This window comes from Devosia sp. FJ2-5-3 (genome assembly GCF_029201545.1).
In the GTDB taxonomy this organism is placed as follows: domain Bacteria; phylum Pseudomonadota; class Alphaproteobacteria; order Rhizobiales; family Devosiaceae; genus Devosia.
In genome coordinates this window covers 4,029,958-4,045,484 of sequence record NZ_CP104007.1, presented here as the reverse complement: position 1 = coordinate 4,045,484, position 15,527 = coordinate 4,029,958, and the positions used below count along the sequence as shown (strand labels likewise).

13 protein-coding genes are annotated in these 15,527 nt (G+C 62.3%); 12 read left to right on the top strand and 1 reads right to left on the bottom strand.

All coding sequences use genetic code 11. From position 1 onward, the window contains the following. The first annotated feature begins 204 nt into the window (after positions 1-204). The 7 genes from N0P34_RS19355 to N0P34_RS19325 all read left to right on the top strand — a co-directional run bounded on the left by N0P34_RS19355 (position 205) and on the right by N0P34_RS19325 (position 8,595). A complete protein-coding gene (locus N0P34_RS19355) occupies positions 205-1,359 on the top strand; it encodes a Gfo/Idh/MocA family oxidoreductase (RefSeq protein WP_275604833.1) in 1,155 nt (384 codons plus the stop codon). A 13-nt stretch (positions 1,360-1,372) separates the two neighbouring features. Then, positions 1,373-2,260: a sugar ABC transporter permease gene (locus N0P34_RS19350; protein ID WP_275604832.1), complete on the top strand. Its 888-nt coding sequence runs from the start codon at positions 1,373-1,375 to the stop codon at positions 2,258-2,260. Between the two features lie 86 nt (positions 2,261-2,346). Next, positions 2,347-3,189: a carbohydrate ABC transporter permease gene (locus tag N0P34_RS19345; RefSeq protein ID WP_275607035.1), complete on the top strand. Its 843-nt coding sequence runs from the start codon at positions 2,347-2,349 to the stop codon at positions 3,187-3,189. A gap of 57 nt (positions 3,190-3,246) precedes the next feature. Continuing rightward, entirely contained in the window at positions 3,247-4,449 is a 1,203-nt protein-coding gene (locus N0P34_RS19340; protein WP_275607034.1) for an extracellular solute-binding protein, read from the top strand. A 73-nt stretch (positions 4,450-4,522) separates the two neighbouring features. Further along, on the top strand, positions 4,523-5,599 hold the full coding sequence (gene ugpC, locus N0P34_RS19335) for a sn-glycerol-3-phosphate ABC transporter ATP-binding protein UgpC (protein ID WP_275604831.1): 1,077 nt from the start codon (positions 4,523-4,525) through the stop codon (positions 5,597-5,599). Positions 5,600-5,685: 86 nt separating this feature from the next. Next, positions 5,686-6,552 (top strand): MurR/RpiR family transcriptional regulator, encoded by an 867-nt coding sequence (locus N0P34_RS19330; protein ID WP_275604830.1) that lies wholly within the window; start codon positions 5,686-5,688, stop codon positions 6,550-6,552. A 30-nt stretch (positions 6,553-6,582) separates the two neighbouring features. Further along, positions 6,583-8,595, top strand: coding sequence for a beta-N-acetylhexosaminidase (locus N0P34_RS19325; protein ID WP_275604829.1), 2,013 nt, complete (start codon positions 6,583-6,585; stop codon positions 8,593-8,595). Between the two features lie 600 nt (positions 8,596-9,195). Here N0P34_RS19325 and N0P34_RS19320 read toward each other — a convergent pair. Continuing rightward, complete coding sequence (locus N0P34_RS19320) at positions 9,196-10,656, bottom strand: M81 family metallopeptidase (RefSeq protein WP_275604828.1); 1,461 nt, start codon at positions 10,654-10,656, stop codon at positions 9,196-9,198. Between the two features lie 181 nt (positions 10,657-10,837). Between N0P34_RS19320 and N0P34_RS19315 the strand changes: the two genes are divergently transcribed. The 5 genes from N0P34_RS19315 (at position 10,838) to recQ (ending at position 15,398) form a co-directional block, all read left to right on the top strand. Next, positions 10,838-11,221 (top strand): RidA family protein, encoded by a 384-nt coding sequence (locus tag N0P34_RS19315; protein WP_275604827.1) that lies wholly within the window; start codon positions 10,838-10,840, stop codon positions 11,219-11,221. A gap of 179 nt (positions 11,222-11,400) precedes the next feature. Next, complete coding sequence (locus tag N0P34_RS19310; RefSeq protein WP_275604826.1) at positions 11,401-12,183, top strand: SDR family oxidoreductase; 783 nt, start codon at positions 11,401-11,403, stop codon at positions 12,181-12,183. Between the two features lie 229 nt (positions 12,184-12,412). Continuing rightward, on the top strand, positions 12,413-12,967 hold the full coding sequence (locus tag N0P34_RS19305; RefSeq protein WP_275604825.1) for a DNA-3-methyladenine glycosylase: 555 nt from the start codon (positions 12,413-12,415) through the stop codon (positions 12,965-12,967). Between the two features lie 205 nt (positions 12,968-13,172). Beyond that, positions 13,173-13,490, top strand: a complete 318-nt coding sequence (locus N0P34_RS19300; RefSeq protein ID WP_275604824.1) for a plasmid stabilization protein — start codon at positions 13,173-13,175, stop codon at positions 13,488-13,490. A 57-nt stretch (positions 13,491-13,547) separates the two neighbouring features. After that, positions 13,548-15,398, top strand: coding sequence for a DNA helicase RecQ (gene recQ, locus N0P34_RS19295; RefSeq protein ID WP_275604823.1), 1,851 nt, complete (start codon positions 13,548-13,550; stop codon positions 15,396-15,398). Positions 15,399-15,527: the final 129 nt, after the last annotated feature.

Here is a 15,527-nt window from a genome sequence, read left to right as displayed (position 1 = left end):
TCGGGCCAATTGTCTTGCGCCAAAAGACTATAAACTGAGCTTAATGCTGAGAAAATCGGCATCGCCCGGGCGTGGCTTAAATTGGTATTGTGAAGGTATTGAATCTGTGTTGACATTGCGACAATAAGCCGCCTAGTCTTGAAAATCGTTTACAGAAATCGCGACCGATCCGGAAGAGATTGGCGAGAAACAGGGTGGGTATATATGCGCGTCGGGATTATCGGGCTTGGCTATCGCTTGGGCTATCTGGCGCGGATTTTTTCTGCGGCCAGCAGCGAATTCCAGGTGGTCGGCTATGTCGATCCCGATCCGGCCGGCCTCCCCTATGCCGTCGAGCACAATGTTCCCGTCGGTCAGGCCTATGAAAGCCTCGAGGCGCTGCTCGACACGGAAAATCTGGACCTCCTGATGGTGGGTTCGCCCAACCATCTCCATCTCGATCATATCCGCATCGGCCTCGAACGTGGCCTCAAGATCTTTACGGAGAAGCCGGTCGTCACCACGGTCGAGGATACCCTGGCCCTGGCGGAATTGCTTGCCCGCTACGGCTCCGACAATGTCATGGTCGGCCTCGTGCTGCGTTACGCCCCGCTCTATGTCGATCTTCGCAAGGCGCAGGCTGAAGGCAAGCTTGGCGACGTGGCCTCGATCGAGGCATCCGAGCACATCCCGCCCTATCACGGCGCCTTCTTCATGCGGGACTGGCGCCGCTACGAAAAATACGCCGGCAGCTTCATGCTCGAAAAATGCTGCCACGACCTCGATCTCTATAATGGCGTTATGGGGTGCCGCCCGCGCTTCGTCGCCAGTTTTGGTGGTCGACGCAGCTTCGTTCCGGAAAATGCCCCTCAAACCACCGGCGCCAATGACCTCGAAGTCTATCACCGCAAGCCTTCCGGCTGGCAGGGCTCGGACAAGGTCTTCGACAGTGATGGCGACATCATCGACTTCCAGACCGCCATCGTGCAGTACGAAAACGGCGCGGCGCTGACCTTTCACACCAATATCAACGTGCCCGACGATTTTCGCCGTTTCGCGGTGATCGGCGCCAAGGGCATGGCCGAGGGCGATTTCGTCCGCAATTACTTCAAAGTCACCGATAGTCGCACGTCCCAGACGCTCGAGGATAAGACCTACAAGAGCACCGCCCTGTCACAGCATTACGGTGCCGATGAGCAGATGGCCGAGGACATTCTCAAGCATCTCGTCGAGGGCGTACCGCTTCCCGTTTCAGTGACCGACGCGCTTGAAGCCGGGCTTCTCGCGCTCTGCATGGACGAGGCGATGCGCAACAAATCCGTGGTCGACATGACCCCCATCTGGCAGCGCTTCGATGCTGCCCTGGGCCGGTCGAGCTGAAGGAGACAAGGCAATGACCAGCACCAGAAGCGCCACCCTCTTCGCATTCGCCCTGCTGGCTCCGGCCCTGATCTACATCCTGACGATCGTCGCCTATCCGCTGTTCGACACGATCGTTCTCTCCTTCACCAATGCCTCGCTGCGCCAGGAATACGACTTCGTCGGCTGGGCCAATTACCAGCGCATTTTCGGTGCCGGAAACTTCACCGAGGTGATCATCCGCACCTTCATCTGGACCTTCTTCTCGGTGTCCATGAAGATGGTGATTGGCATGTGCGGGGCGGTGCTGCTCAACGCCGCCATTCCCGGTCAGACGCTCTTCCGCATCCTCACCATGCCGCCCTGGATCGTGCCCATGGCCATCGGCATCTTCATGTGGGGCTGGATGTATAACGGCCAGTTCGGGATGATCTCGGGCCTGTTGCAGAACTTCGGCCTGACCAACGGCCCGATCGCTTTCCTCGCCTATGGCAACACGGCGTTCTGGGCCACCATCGTCACCGACGTGTGGATCGGCGTCCCCATGGTTACGATCTATTTCCTCGCCGCCATGCAGTCGATCCCGAAGGATCTCTACGAGGCAGCCTGGACCGATGGTGCCGGGCGCTTCTACCGCTTCCGCCGCATCACCGTGCCGCTGATGGTGCCGGCAATCATCACCATGAGCCTGCTCTCGCTCATTGCCACCTTCAATTCCTTCGACATCATCTGGATCCTGACCCAGGGCGGTCCCTCGGGGTCGACCACGACCATGATCATCGACACCTACAAGACAGCCATGGGCTCCCGCAAATATGGCGAGGGCGCCGCGCGCGCCGTGGTGATCTCGATCTTCGTGACCATTTTCTGCATCACCTACTTCCGCGCCGTGCGCAGGCTGCAGCAGGGAGAAGCCAAATGACCGACGTCGCCCGCTCGACCGAAATTGCCGCCGTCGACAGCCCGGCAAGCGTGAGGCCAAAAGCCAGAACCCGCTCTGCCAAAGCCATGATCGACCGCTACAAATGGTACGAAGTGGCAGCTCTCTATGCCGGCCTTGCCGTGTTCCTGTTCTTCGTGCTGGCGCCCTTCATCGAAGGGTTCCTCGTGTCGCTGAAGCCGCTGGCGCAGCTGTTTTCGCGGCCCTACAGCTTCATTCCCAAGACCTGGTCCTTCGACGCCTATGTCTCCATGTGGACTTCAGTGCCGGCGCTCGGCCTGCACATTTTCAATTCCTTCTTCATCTCGGCCGTGGTGACGCTGATCGTCGTCGTCATCGTGGTGCCGGCGGCCTATGCCTTCGCCCGCTTCAATTTCGCCGGCGCGGGCCTGATGCTGGGCGGGTTCCTCGCGGTCAACATGTTCTCCGGCGCAGTGCTGCTGATCCCGCTTTTCCGCCTGATGCGGACGCTGGGACTGCTCAATTCCTATTGGGCCATGATCGTGCCGGGCGCGGCCTTCCTCATCCCGTCATCCATCTGGCTCTTGCGCACCTATATGCTGCGCATTCCGCGCGAGCTGGACGAGGCGGCCTGGGTCGATGGCGCCAGTCGCCTTTATACTTTGCGCCGGGTGATCCTGCCGCTGGCGATGCCGGGCATCGTGGTGGTGGCGATCATGACCTTCATCGGCGCCTATGCCCAGCAATTCATCTTTGCGCTGACCTTCAACTCCAAGACCGAATTCATGCCCCTGCCGATCGGCCTCTTCGCCTTCTTCGGCAAGCAGGAGGTGATCTGGAACGAGCTGATGGCGGCGTCTTTCGTCGGAATCCTGCCGGTCATGATCGTCATCGTGTTCCTGCAGCGCTACCTCGTCGCCGGTCTCACCGCCGGAGCCGTGAAGCAGTAAGGGCCCGAGGGGGCCTCATTCAAGGGAGACTAACAAGTGCAAAAGACAATCGGTTTGATGGCCGTATCGCTGCTGGCACTGGCCAGCGCCGCCCCGGCTGCTTACGCCCAGGACGTGAAGGAAATCGCCTTCATCAATTGCGGCGACGAACTCACCGCCGGCTATGCCGAAAGCTTCGCGGAGTGGGAAGCGGCCAATCCCGGTTTCAAAGTTGTCCCGGAAATCGTGGGCTGGGGCCAGTGCCAGGACAAGGTGACCACGCTTGCCGCCGCCGGCACGCCGGTTGCGCTGGCCTATGTCGGATCGCGCACGCTCAAGCAGTTCGCCATGAACGACCTCATCGTCCCCGTGCCGATGACTGACGAGGAAAAGGCTGCCTACTACAATTACGTCCCCGATACCGTGACCTTCGACGGCACCCAGTGGGGCGTGCCGGTCGCCTTTTCGACCAAGGCGCTGTTCTGGAACAAGGATCTGTTCGAAGAGGCCGGTCTTGATCCCGAAACTCCGCCCAAGACATGGGAAGAAAAGATCGCTTTCGCCAAGCAGATCACTGAAAACACCGATGCCGCGGGCTATGGCCTCGTCGCCAAGACCTTCGACAACACCATGCACCAGTTCCTCCACTGGGTTTACACCAATGACGGCCAGGTGATCGATGCCGATGGCAACATCACCATCAACTCGCCGCAGGTCCTCGCCGCTCTCCAGGCGCTCAAGGACATCACCCCCTATTCCGAAGAAGGCCCGACCGCCTACGAACAGAATGAAGTCCGTGCCATCTGGCTCGATGGCGGCGTTGCCATGATCGAGGCCTCCCCCGGTGCCGCCCTGCGCGCCGAGGAAGCCGGCATGAACTGGGGCGTGGCCAATCTGCCGCTCGGTCCCGACGCCAAGGGTCCCGGTACGCTGCTGATCACCGATGCCCTCGCCATCTTCAAGGGCACCGGCGTCGAAGAGCAGGCCACCAGCCTCGCCAAATTCCTCACCGACGGCCAGCGCCAGTGGGATGCCGAGATGGCCCAGGGCCTGACCCCGCTGCGTCCGCTTGAACCCAACACCGCCGACCTCCTGGCCGAAAAGCCCTATTGGAAGCCGTTCCTGGACGGCATCGAATATGGTGGCCCAGAGCCGCTGTTCAACGACTATATCGGCCTGCAGAACGTCATGATCGAAATGGTCCAGTCTGTCGTCACCGGCCAGGCCGAGCCTCAGGCCGCCCTGGAGCGCGCCGCTTCCGAGCTTGAACAGTACAAGTAAAGGTCCTCCTGACCTTGCCGTCGCCCTCCCATGGGCGGCGGCACCACCAATTTTCCGCGCCGGGAGACGCAGCATGTCGCAACTGAGCCTCAAAAACCTCGAAAAATCGTTCAATGAGGCCCGTATCATCAAGGGCATCGATCTGGACGTCGCCGAGGGCGAGTTCGTTGTCTTCGTGGGACCGTCGGGCTGCGGCAAGTCCACCTTGCTGCGCATGATCGCGGGGCTGGAGGATGTCTCCGCCGGCGAGATCGAGATCGGAGGCCGGGTGGTTAACGATCTGCCACCCGTCCAGCGCGGCATCGCCATGGTGTTCCAGTCCTATGCGCTCTATCCCCATATGAGCGTCTACGAAAACATCGCCTTCCCGCTGCGCGTCGAAAAGCTGCCGCAGGCCGAGGTCGACAAGCGCGTTTCGGCCGCCGCTAAGGTTTTGCAGCTTGAAAGCCGCCTGCAGCATCGTCCCGGCCAACTTTCCGGCGGGCAGCGCCAGCGCGTCGCCATTGGCCGGGCCATCGTCCGCCAGCCCAAGATCTTCCTATTCGACGAACCGCTCTCCAACCTCGACGCCGCGCTTCGCTCGGAGATGCGCATCGAGCTGATGGAACTGCACAAGCGGCTCGGTTCGACCATGATCTATGTGACCCACGACCAGATCGAAGCCATGACCATGGCCGACAAGATCGTGGTGCTCAACGCCGGCGAAATCAGCCAGGTCGGCTCGCCGCTCGAGCTGTATCACAAGCCCGACAATCTCTTCGTCGCCGGCTTCATCGGTAGCCCGAAGATGAATTTCATCAACGGCAGGGTCCGCAGCGCCGACGGTGCCAAAATCACCGTGGATCTGGGGAGCCTGGGCACCATTGTCTTGCCGCGGACAAGCACGGACGTGGCCGGCCAGGAGGTGACACTCGGCATCCGGCCGGAACATATGGGTCTCGGGCAAGGGGATTTTACCCTGGAGACGACGCCCAATATCGTCGAGCAGCTGGGCATCCACACCATCACCTATTCCACCCTGGCGGGTGGAGAGAATTTCATCGGTCTCTTCGAAGGCAATCCGGATCTGGTGGACGGAAAAACTGTTCGCATGGGCTTCGCCATCGATCGGGCGCATCTCTTCGATCAGCGGGGCCTGGCGATCTACTAAAGGGCTTGCCGGCACAAAGGCTTGTGGGGCCATCATTTTCATTTATGTCCTGATCGCATGAACGGATGCGGGCGGAGGAAAACGCCATGTTGGACATTGTTGGGTTGTTGCAGTCGGAAAAGGACGGGTTCACCCGTTCTGAACGGGCCCTGACTGAGATCGTGCTGTCCGATGTCGATAGCGTCCTCAAGATGAGCATTGTCGATCTGGCAGCCCAGGCCGAGGTGTCGCCGCCGACGGTAACGCGGTTCTGCAGACGCCTCGGTTGCGACAGTTACGCCGATTTCAAGGTGCGGCTGGCCCAGTCGCGCTTTGTCGGCCAGCGCTATCTGGCCCCCACGGCCGGCCCTGTCGATGTGCGCGACATCGCCCAGGGCGTCGTCAACGGCATCCAGGCAACCATCTATCAGAGCTTTGAAAAACTCGACTACGACGCCATGGATCGGGCCGCCGAAGCTGTGGCCGGCGCAAGTTATGTGCTGGCCTATGGCTCGGGTGGTGCGTCCTCCATGCTGGCGGGCGAAACCGAAACCCGGCTTTTCCGCCTCGGGATCAAGGTGGCCTCGACGCTTGACCATCAGCTCCAATTGATGCGCGCGGCCTCGGCCCCAGCCGGGACTGTGGTCCTCGCCTTCTCGCTCTCGGGCAACAATGTCCAACTGGCCAAGGCGCTGGCCGTTGCCGGGGAATATGGTTTGCGGCGGATCGCGATAACGCGGGGCAATTCCATGGTTGCCCACGCCGCCGATATTCTTATCCCCGTCCACTGGCATGAAAATACCGACATCTTGCGCCCGACGCCCGGGCGCTACGCCTTTCTCGCCATGGTCGACATTCTGGCGCAGACCGTGGCGACCCGCCTCGGCACGCCGGCTATCGCCAGCATGCGCCGGATCAAACACCAGCTCGTCGTCAATCGCGACGGCGACGACGCCCAGCCCCTAGGCGATTGAACCCATTCGGGAAACTTACAGGACCCCAAGATGTCTGCTTCTTTCTCCCTCGTCACCACCTGGACGCCTGCGACCGATAGCGAGCCGCTCGGCTACGGACTGGAGCTGACCAATACTGGTGACGCGCCTGCGGCAAACTTCCAGCTGGGCTTTTCCGGACCGGCGCGCGTCGATCCCCATGCGACGCTGGAAAATGGCAAGCTCCTGAAACGCCTGTCCAATCATACGCTTATCGCGCCGCCTGACGGTTTTGTGCTGAATCCGGGCGAGACCTGGACGGCGACTGCGCGCGGCCTCTCCTATGGCCTTCGGCACTGGAGCGACGGCGCCAATGCGGCCTATGTCGTGTTGGAAGATGGTCGCGTCATCACCATCCCGACGGCTCCTACAGCGGGCAAGGGCCACAACTCGCCCCTCCTCAAGGGCGCGGCAAAATTCCCGGTGCCTGCCCGGGCACCGGTGTCGCATTCGATCATCCCCTGGCCGAAATCGGTGGCGACGAGCGGCAATCGGATTGCTCCGGCTGGTCTTGATCTGAAGCCGGTTGGGGAAGCGGCAAGCCTTGCCGTTGCTGGGTTTTCCAGCCTTGTCGCGGACCTCTTTCCGGTGGAAGCGCTGGTCCGCCCGGCCGCCGAGGCAGGCATGCCGGTGCATCTCGTGGCCAAGGATGGATTGGGTGAGGAAGCCTATGAAATCGAATTTGCCGAGAACATCGCCACCATCTCGGCAGCGACCCGCCACGGGTTCTTCTATGGCCTTGTGACGCTGGGGCATATGTTGCGCGGGGCGCGGCTGCATCCGGCGACCTTTACCTGGCCCACGGGCGGGCGGATCGAGGACGAACCAGGATTTTCGTTCCGTGGCAGTCACTTGGATGTGGCGCGGCAGTTCTATACCGGTGCCGAAGTCAGCCGCCTGATCCAGATCATGGCGTGGAACAAGATGAATAAGTTCCACTGGCACCTCACCGAGGACGAGGCCTGGCGCATCGAAATATCGGCCTATCCCGCCCTGACCGAGATCGCTGCCTGGCGCGGCCACGGTAAGGCCTTGCCGCCATTGCTCGGTTCGGGTCCGCAACCGACCGGCGGCTATTACACCAAGGATGTGATGCGGGGCATCGTGGCGCTGGCCGAGAGCCTATCTATTAGCGTTATCCCCGAAGTCGACATGCCCGGCCATTTCTACGCGGCGCTGCAGGCCCTCCCTGAATTGCGCGACCCCAATGAGACGGGCGAATACCAGTCGGTCCAGGGCTTTCCGAACAACAGTCTAAACCCGGCCCATGAGCCCGTGTATAAATTCGTCGAAACGGTGATCGACGAAGTGCTCGAAATCTTCCCTTCGGGTATTTTCCACCTCGGCGCCGACGAAGTGCCGCTGGCGGCCTGGTCGGGATCACCGCTGGCCCTGGACATGCTGGAAAAGCTGGCCGGCCCGGCAATGCGCGCCAAACATGAGAGCCAATTCAACCAGTTAGGCAATCATCACGGGGCCGACGAGATCGAAGGCTCGCCCACGGCCATCCTGCAGGCGGCGTTCATCCGGCGGGTGCACGACTATATTTCAAGGAAGGGCGCGATCACCGGCGGCTGGGAAGAAGCGGCCCATGGCGACGCGGTGGACAAGGACAAGTCCTATGTCATCGGCTGGCGCAATGTGGAGATCAACGCCGCGCTTGCCGAGCGCGGATTCGACATCGTCGTGTCCCCGGGACAGCGCTATTACCTTGATATGGCTAATGGAATTTCCTGGGCCGAACCGGGCGCCGGCTGGGCCGGCTGGTCTGGTCCGCAGGAGACTTATGAGTTCGAGGCGCGGGCTGGTTTCTCTGAAAAGGGGCTGCAGCATCTCTTGGGGGTACAAAGCTGCATATGGTCGGAGAGCATGACCGACCGCGCCATCTTCGATCGCCTTGTTTTCCCACGGCTTTCCGCGGTGGCGGAGGCCGGATGGACGCTGCCGGAGCGGAAGAATTATGAGCGGTTCAAGGCGCTCGTGGGGCTGATGCCGATCATGTACGGGCACTGGGCGGCGGAGTGAGTTTTCGGTCGCACTTGGGCAGAATTGGTTAGCAGGATGTTAGCATTTGGCGGCGGCGGGTGCGGATTTGGCCCTGCTCTCCCTCGCGCGCACGGTGCTTCCCTCGGGCCTGACCCGAGGAAGCCTGGTACTTGGCTGAGCAAAAGAACCCCCTCCTGGCCTCCCCCTGATAGGGGGAGGGACTGGCCCGTGGCTCTCCGAATTCCGAACACGCACGTTCCATTCCTCCCCCTTCTCCAGGGGGAGGTTAGGTGGGGGTGGCTTTGGGTCGGCACATAATGGCTCATGGCTCTTGTCCCCCCACCCTTGATCCCTCCCCACGGAGGGGGAGGGAGGCGATGGAGCCGAGGGCGTTGGGGTGTGACCGAAGCGTCCCCTTCCCCGATGTCATCCCCGCGCAAGCGGGGACCTCCGTTAACCGGGGTTCCCGCGTTCGCGGGAATGACATTGTGTGAGGTCGGAGAGAAGAAGTGCAGATTAAGAGCGCCGCGTCTTTCTGATGGGCCTTCACCCCTCACCCTGACCCTCTCCCCTGAGGGGAGAGGGGACGATGGAGCTGGTAGAGCTGGTAGATCTGGTACATCTGTAGCTCCGGCAACTTCACACCGCCCACGGATCATCCACCATCGGCCAGATGGTTTTGGGCGCCTTGCGATAATTCGTCTCTGCGGGGCGGTTGGGGTAGGCCTTGCCGGCGGAGCAGTAGATGATCTCGGAAGCGATCTTGGAGAAGGCCGCGTAAAAGTGGTTGGTCGACTTGATGAGGAGGATCTTCTTTTCGGTCGGCTCGACGCCGAGGGCTGAAAAGAGGCTGGGGTCAAAGCTCTGGGCGCGGGTGGAATTGAGGATGACCTCGATGCCGCCAAAGCTTATGAGGGCGGCGTCGCCGAAGGGGGCAAAGCTCTCGCCGAAGCGCATCTGGGCGTCGCGGACGAGTTTTTTGACGATCACGCGCTGGTCGATGGGGCTGCCGGTATCGGGGGCCGATTTGGCGCCGAAGCGCAGGGCGATCTCAGCGCCTTCTCCGGCCGCAAAGCAGATCTGGACCGCGATCGGGTCCCAGATGGTGCCGACCGCGACGTTCTGGGCGTCGCGGGCGATCAACTCGGCGAGGATGACAGTGGCGTCGCCCGCCGTGCCGCCGCCGGGATTGTCCCAGACATCGGCGATGACCACCGGGCCCTTTTGGGCCGACAGGGCGATGTCGACGGCCGTTGCGGCAGTGACCTGCTCGACCATGAAGGTGCCGCGCATGGCGTAGAGCTCGCGCCCGAGCTTTTCGGCGAGTTCATCGCCCTGTGCCTTGGCATTGTCGGTGATGGCGACCATTTTCGTGCCCATTTCCGGCACGTCACCGGCCATAAAGCCATGGACGACGGAAAGGGAGAGCAGGCCCGGCTCGGATTTTTCGAGCGCCATGATCTTGTCGACGAACCCGCGCATCGGCTGCTTGGAGGTGGGGAACACGTCGATCATGCGGCAATCGAAAATGCTCATCACCGGTTTGACCTCGCCCTTGAGGGTGCGCACGGCGATGTCCCAGAGGTCGCGGGCCCGATCGACGAAATCGGTATGCGGGAATTCCTTGAAGTAGACGAAGAAATCAGCCGCTGCCGCGCGCTTGGCGGTGAGGTGACTGTGCGGGTCGAGTTCGGCGCAGATGAGGATGTCCGGCCCGACAATCTCGCGCATGCGCGTGAGGAGATCGCCTTCGGGATCATCATAACCCTGGGCGACCATGGCGCCGTGAAGGCCCATGACGACGGCATTGACCGGCAGGGCGGCGCGCAGCTGATCGAGAATGGCGTCGCGCATTTCCTCATAGGTGGCGCGGGCGACAAGGCCAGCCGGGTCGGCCCAGCTGGCGCTGCCCTCGATAAGTGTCCAATTTTCGCGCGCGCATATCTCGCGGCCGATTGTGATCGGCGCGGTGCAGAGAGTCGGCGTTTCCGGATGTTCGCCCGGACCGGCATCGAGCGAGGCCGCAAAGGCGCGTCGATCGATGGCGATGGGCGAAAATGTGTTGGTTTCGGTGGCGAGGGCGGCGGTGAAAACGCGCAACGGTCAAATCCGACAATCTTGGGGGGTGGGCGGGGGCTGGAAGCCGAGGCTAACACGAAGATCGCCGCGGGATCACGTAAGAAATTTACATTGTGAGGCCGCCCTCATGGCAAAACACCTTCAAAAACCCTGCAATCGGGGTGATAAAAGAAATTCAATTTCAGAATGACGGGGGAGAAGCATGCCGATCAAGCGTTATGGTGCCGAAAAAGCCGGTGCGGGTGGCCAGAGCCTGCCTTTTGCGCGCGCGGTGGAGGCGGGGGGCTGGCTCTATGTATCGGGCCAGGTGGCGATGAAGGACGGCGAGATCGTCAAGGGGAACATCGTCGATGAGACGCACCTGACCATCCAGAACCTGCTCGCGATCTTGAAAGAGGCCGATTACGGGCTCGAGCATGTGGTGCGGGTGGGCGTGTGGCTCGACGATCCGCGCGATTTCTGGAGTTTTAACGGCGTCTACAAAAGCTATTTCGGCGAGCACCCGCCAGCGCGCGCCTGCGTGCAGAGCCGGATGATGGTGGACTGCAAGGTCGAGATCGATCTCGTGGCCTATAAGGGGCCGTGAGGGGTTTTGCCGTTGCATTTGCTTTGAGTGCTGGGTGACCGTTTTCGCTCCGTGTCATCCCCGCGAAAGCGGGGACCTCCGTTAACAGGGGTTCCCGCTTTCGCGGGAATGACATTGTGGCAGTGGCGAGGGCCAGTGGTGAGGGTGGGGTGTTTGGGCACCTCAAAGAGCGAGGGATTATGATAACACAACAATCGCCGTTTCGCCTCGATGGCAAAAGCGTGCTGATTACCGGTGCGGGCGGGGGAATCGGGCGCTCGCTGGTGCGGGTATTCCATGAGGCGGGGGCCGAGGTGATCGGGGCGGATCGCGAGGCTGGGGCGCTCGAGGGACTGCCGCTGGCCGATACGATCCTTTTCGACCAGGCCGACGCGAAGGCCACGCGCGCAACCATCAACGCCTATATCTCGGCGCATGGCGCGCCCGATGCGGTTGTGGCCAATGCCGGCTTTACCCGGGCAGAGCATCTCGACCAGGTCGATGACGACGTCTGGGCCAGCGAAATGGCCATCAACCTCAATGGCGCCTATGCACTGACCGATCCGATCGTGGCGGCCATGGCGATCAGGGGCAAGGGGGCGCTGGTGTTCATCTCCTCGGTCAACGCCATCGCCCATTATGGCAACCCGGCTTATTCGGCGGCCAAGGCAGGCCTCGTCGCCTATGCCAAGGCCATTGCCGTGGAGCGCGGCGGGCAGGGGGTGCGCGCCAATGTGGTGGCGCCCGGATCGGTGCGCACGCCGGCCTGGGACCATCGGCTGGAAGCGGACCCGAGCGTGCTCGACAATGTGCTGCCGCATTATCCGCTGGGGCGCATGGTCGATCCGGTGGAAGTGGCCAATGCGGCGGTGTTTCTATGTTCCGATGCGGCCTCGGGTATTACGGGGGCGCTGCTGCCGGTGGACGCCGGGCTGACGGCGGGGAATTTGCGGTTTGTCGATGAGGTGTTGCGGGGGAAATAGTTTTTGGGGCGAGAGACCCCCACCTAACCTCCCCCTGGTAGGGGGAGGGACGCATCGTGGGTGTGGTGACATCGCCGGACTTGCCTCGGGCTTGACCCGAGGGCCTCTGGTTGCTTGCACAAACATCACGTAGAGGCTTGCTGAATGGCCCTCGGGTCAAGCCCGAGGGAAGCCGGAGTGTCTGGGGAAGCTCCAGCAAAGCGGGGGGTTATAAGCTCGGTCTGACACAATGGCAAAAATCCAAAAATCCTTCTTCGATCGCCCTGTCCTCGACATTGCGCCTGAACTGATCGGCGCGACATTGCTGGTCGATGGCGTTGGGGGCGAGATCGTCGAGGTGGAGGCCTATGACGAGAGCGATCCGGCCTCGCATAGTTTTCGGGGGCCGACGCCGCGCAATGCCGCCATGTTCGGGCCGGCGGGGCATGCCTATGTCTACAAGATCTATGGCATTCATTATTGCCTCAACTTCGTCTGCCGGCCGGGCAGCGCCGTCTTGATCCGCGCGTTGCGGCCCACGGAGGGACTGGCGCAAATGCATGAGCGGCGGGGCGGGGTCAGCGAGAAGCAGCTGTGCTCCGGACCGGGGAAACTGGCCCAGGCGCTGGGGCTGGATCTCGGCCAGAATGGATTGGCGCTCGACGCCCCGCCCTTCTCGATCACGGCGCGAAGACAAGCGGGCGAGGTGGCGACCGGAACACGGATCGGCATCACCAAGGGAGCGGAAACGCCCTGGCGTTTCGTGCTCAAGGGCTCGGCCTTTCTCAGCCAGCCGCTGCGCTAGCCTGGGTTTATGTAAAGTCGGCCGGCGCAACCCCCCGGCTTGCCGTTCATTATCTCCTCGCGAAGGGTGACGCGTGTCAGCCGGACGCGATGGCATGAGGAACGGGATGGGTTTTTCCGGTTTCCCCGCCCGGCCAACGAAATGGCAGCCGAGCCTCTATCCCATCCGCGCGCCCTTCCGTTTCCTTGAAGAGGAGGAGGCGAATATGCCCCAGGGTGACAAGAGCGCCTATACCGACAAGCAGAAGCGCAAGGCCGCGCATATCGAGGAAGGCTACGAGAAAAAGGGCGTGTCCAAGGATGAGGCCGAAAGCCGGGCCTGGGCGACTGTCAACAAGGACGATGGCGGCGGCAAGAAATCCGGATCGGGCCGCGGCAAGGACACGGGACACCCCGCATCGCACAAAGGCGGCAAGAAGGGTGGCGAGGCCTCGGCCAGCCGCTCTGCGGCCGAGCGATCGGCCTCCGCCAAGAAGGCCGCTGCGACACGCAAGCGCAACGCCGAGCATTCTGCCCAGCATTGATGGGGTTGGCGGCTTTGTGATGTTGCAAGGCCGCGGCCTGCATGATTCAAGGGGTGCGTGGACGCCATTGAATCATACGATCTGTTTTCGCCCCAACGCCCCGAGCGGCCGTCGTCGCTGGCGGTGTTGCGCGATATTTTTGGCCACAAGGGGTTTCGTGGCCAGCAGGGCGAGGTGATCGACCACCTGGTCGAGGGGGGCGACGCGGTGGTGTTGTTTCCCACCGGCGCCGGCAAATCCATGTGCTTCCAGATCCCGGCCATCTGCCGGCATGGTGTGGGCATTGTTGTCTCGCCGCTGATTGCACTGATGCGCGACCAGGTCGAGGCGCTGCGCCAGGCTGGGGTAGCGGCGGCGGCGCTGAACTCTTCGCTCTCGGCAGAAGAATCGGCCGAAGTCCGGCGCAAATTGCGGCGCGGGGAGCTCGATCTCCTCTATGTGGCGCCCGAACGCGTGGCAACGCCGGGCTTTGCCAATATGCTTTCGGGCGTCGATATTTCGCTCTTTGCCATCGACGAGGCGCACTGCGTGAGCCAGTGGGGGCATGATTTCCGGCCCGAATATCGCGAGCTCATTCATCTGGTCGAACTCTATCCCGGCGTGCCGCGCATTGCGCTGACCGCCACGGCCGATCCGACGACGCGCGAGGATATCATCGAGCGGCTGGGGCTCGAGCAGGCGCGGGTGTTTACCACCTCGTTCGACCGGCCCAACATTTCCTATTCCATCGTCGAGCGCGACAAGCCGCGCGAGCAGTTGCTCGATTTTCTGTCTGGCCATAAGGGCGAGAGCGGGATTGTCTATTGCCTCAGCCGCGCCAAGGTCGAGGACGTCGCCGACTGGCTCTCAGGCAAGGGGATCCGGGCGCTGCCTTATCATGCCGGCATGTCGGCGGATCTCAGAAGCGCTAATCAGGATGCTTTCCTCAAGGATGAGGGGCTGTGCCTTGTGGCGACCGTGGCGTTCGGTATGGGTATCGACAAGCCTGACGTGCGCTATGTGGCGCACATGGATCTGCCGTCCTCGATTGAAGCCTATTATCAGGAAACCGGCCGCGCCGGGCGCGACGGCCAGCCGGCCGATGCCTGGATGAGCTATGGCATGGCCGATGTGGTGCAGCGCCGGCGGATGATCGACGAGGGCGGGGCCCCTGATGAGGTCAAACGCCTCGAGCACGGCAAGCTCAATGCGCTGCTCGGCGTCTGCGAGACGGCGGAATGCCGCCGCAAGGCGATCCTCAACCATTTTGGCGAAAGCCATCCGGGCAATTGCGGCAATTGCGACACCTGCCGCTCGCCGGTGGAAAGCTGGGATGGCACGGAGGCAGCGATCAAGGCGCTGGCGGCGATCTATCGGACTGGCCAACGGTTCGGCGCGGCCCATGTCATCGACGTGCTCGTGGGCAAGGAGACTGAGAAGGTCACCCGCTTCGGGCACCAGAACCAGCCTGTGTTCGGCCAGGGACGCGAGCTCGATGCAAAAGCCTGGCAATCGGTGCTGCGGCAGCTGACGGCGATGGGGCTGGTGATGGTGGACCACGCCAGCCACGGCGCGCTGGTGCTGGGGGAGGAAGCGCGCGCGGTGTTCAAGCGCGAGCGCATCGTCACCTTCCGCAAGGACCGGCCGAAGAAAGCGGTGGAGGTTCGCCGCCAGCTGGCGCGGACCATCGATATTCCCGACCATGCGCGGGGCCTGTTCGACGCGCTGCGGGCGGCGCGGCTCAGGATTGCCAAGAGCCAGGGCGTGCCGCCCTATGTGATTTTTCACGATGCGACGCTGCGGGCCATGGCTTTGGCGCAGCCGCGGCATCCGCACGACATGCTCAATTTGCCCGGCGTGGGGCAGGGCAAGCTCGATCGCTATGGTGAGGATTTTTTGGCGGTTGTGCGGGGGTATGACGGCGATTGAATTTGCCGGGTGGCACAGCGAAAGCCCCTCACCCTAACCCTCTCCGCAGCGGGGCGAGGGGACTGGGCCGGTGGTTGTGACGAGGGTGTGCCGCATACGCGGTCTGATCCCCTCGCCCCTTTGGGGAGA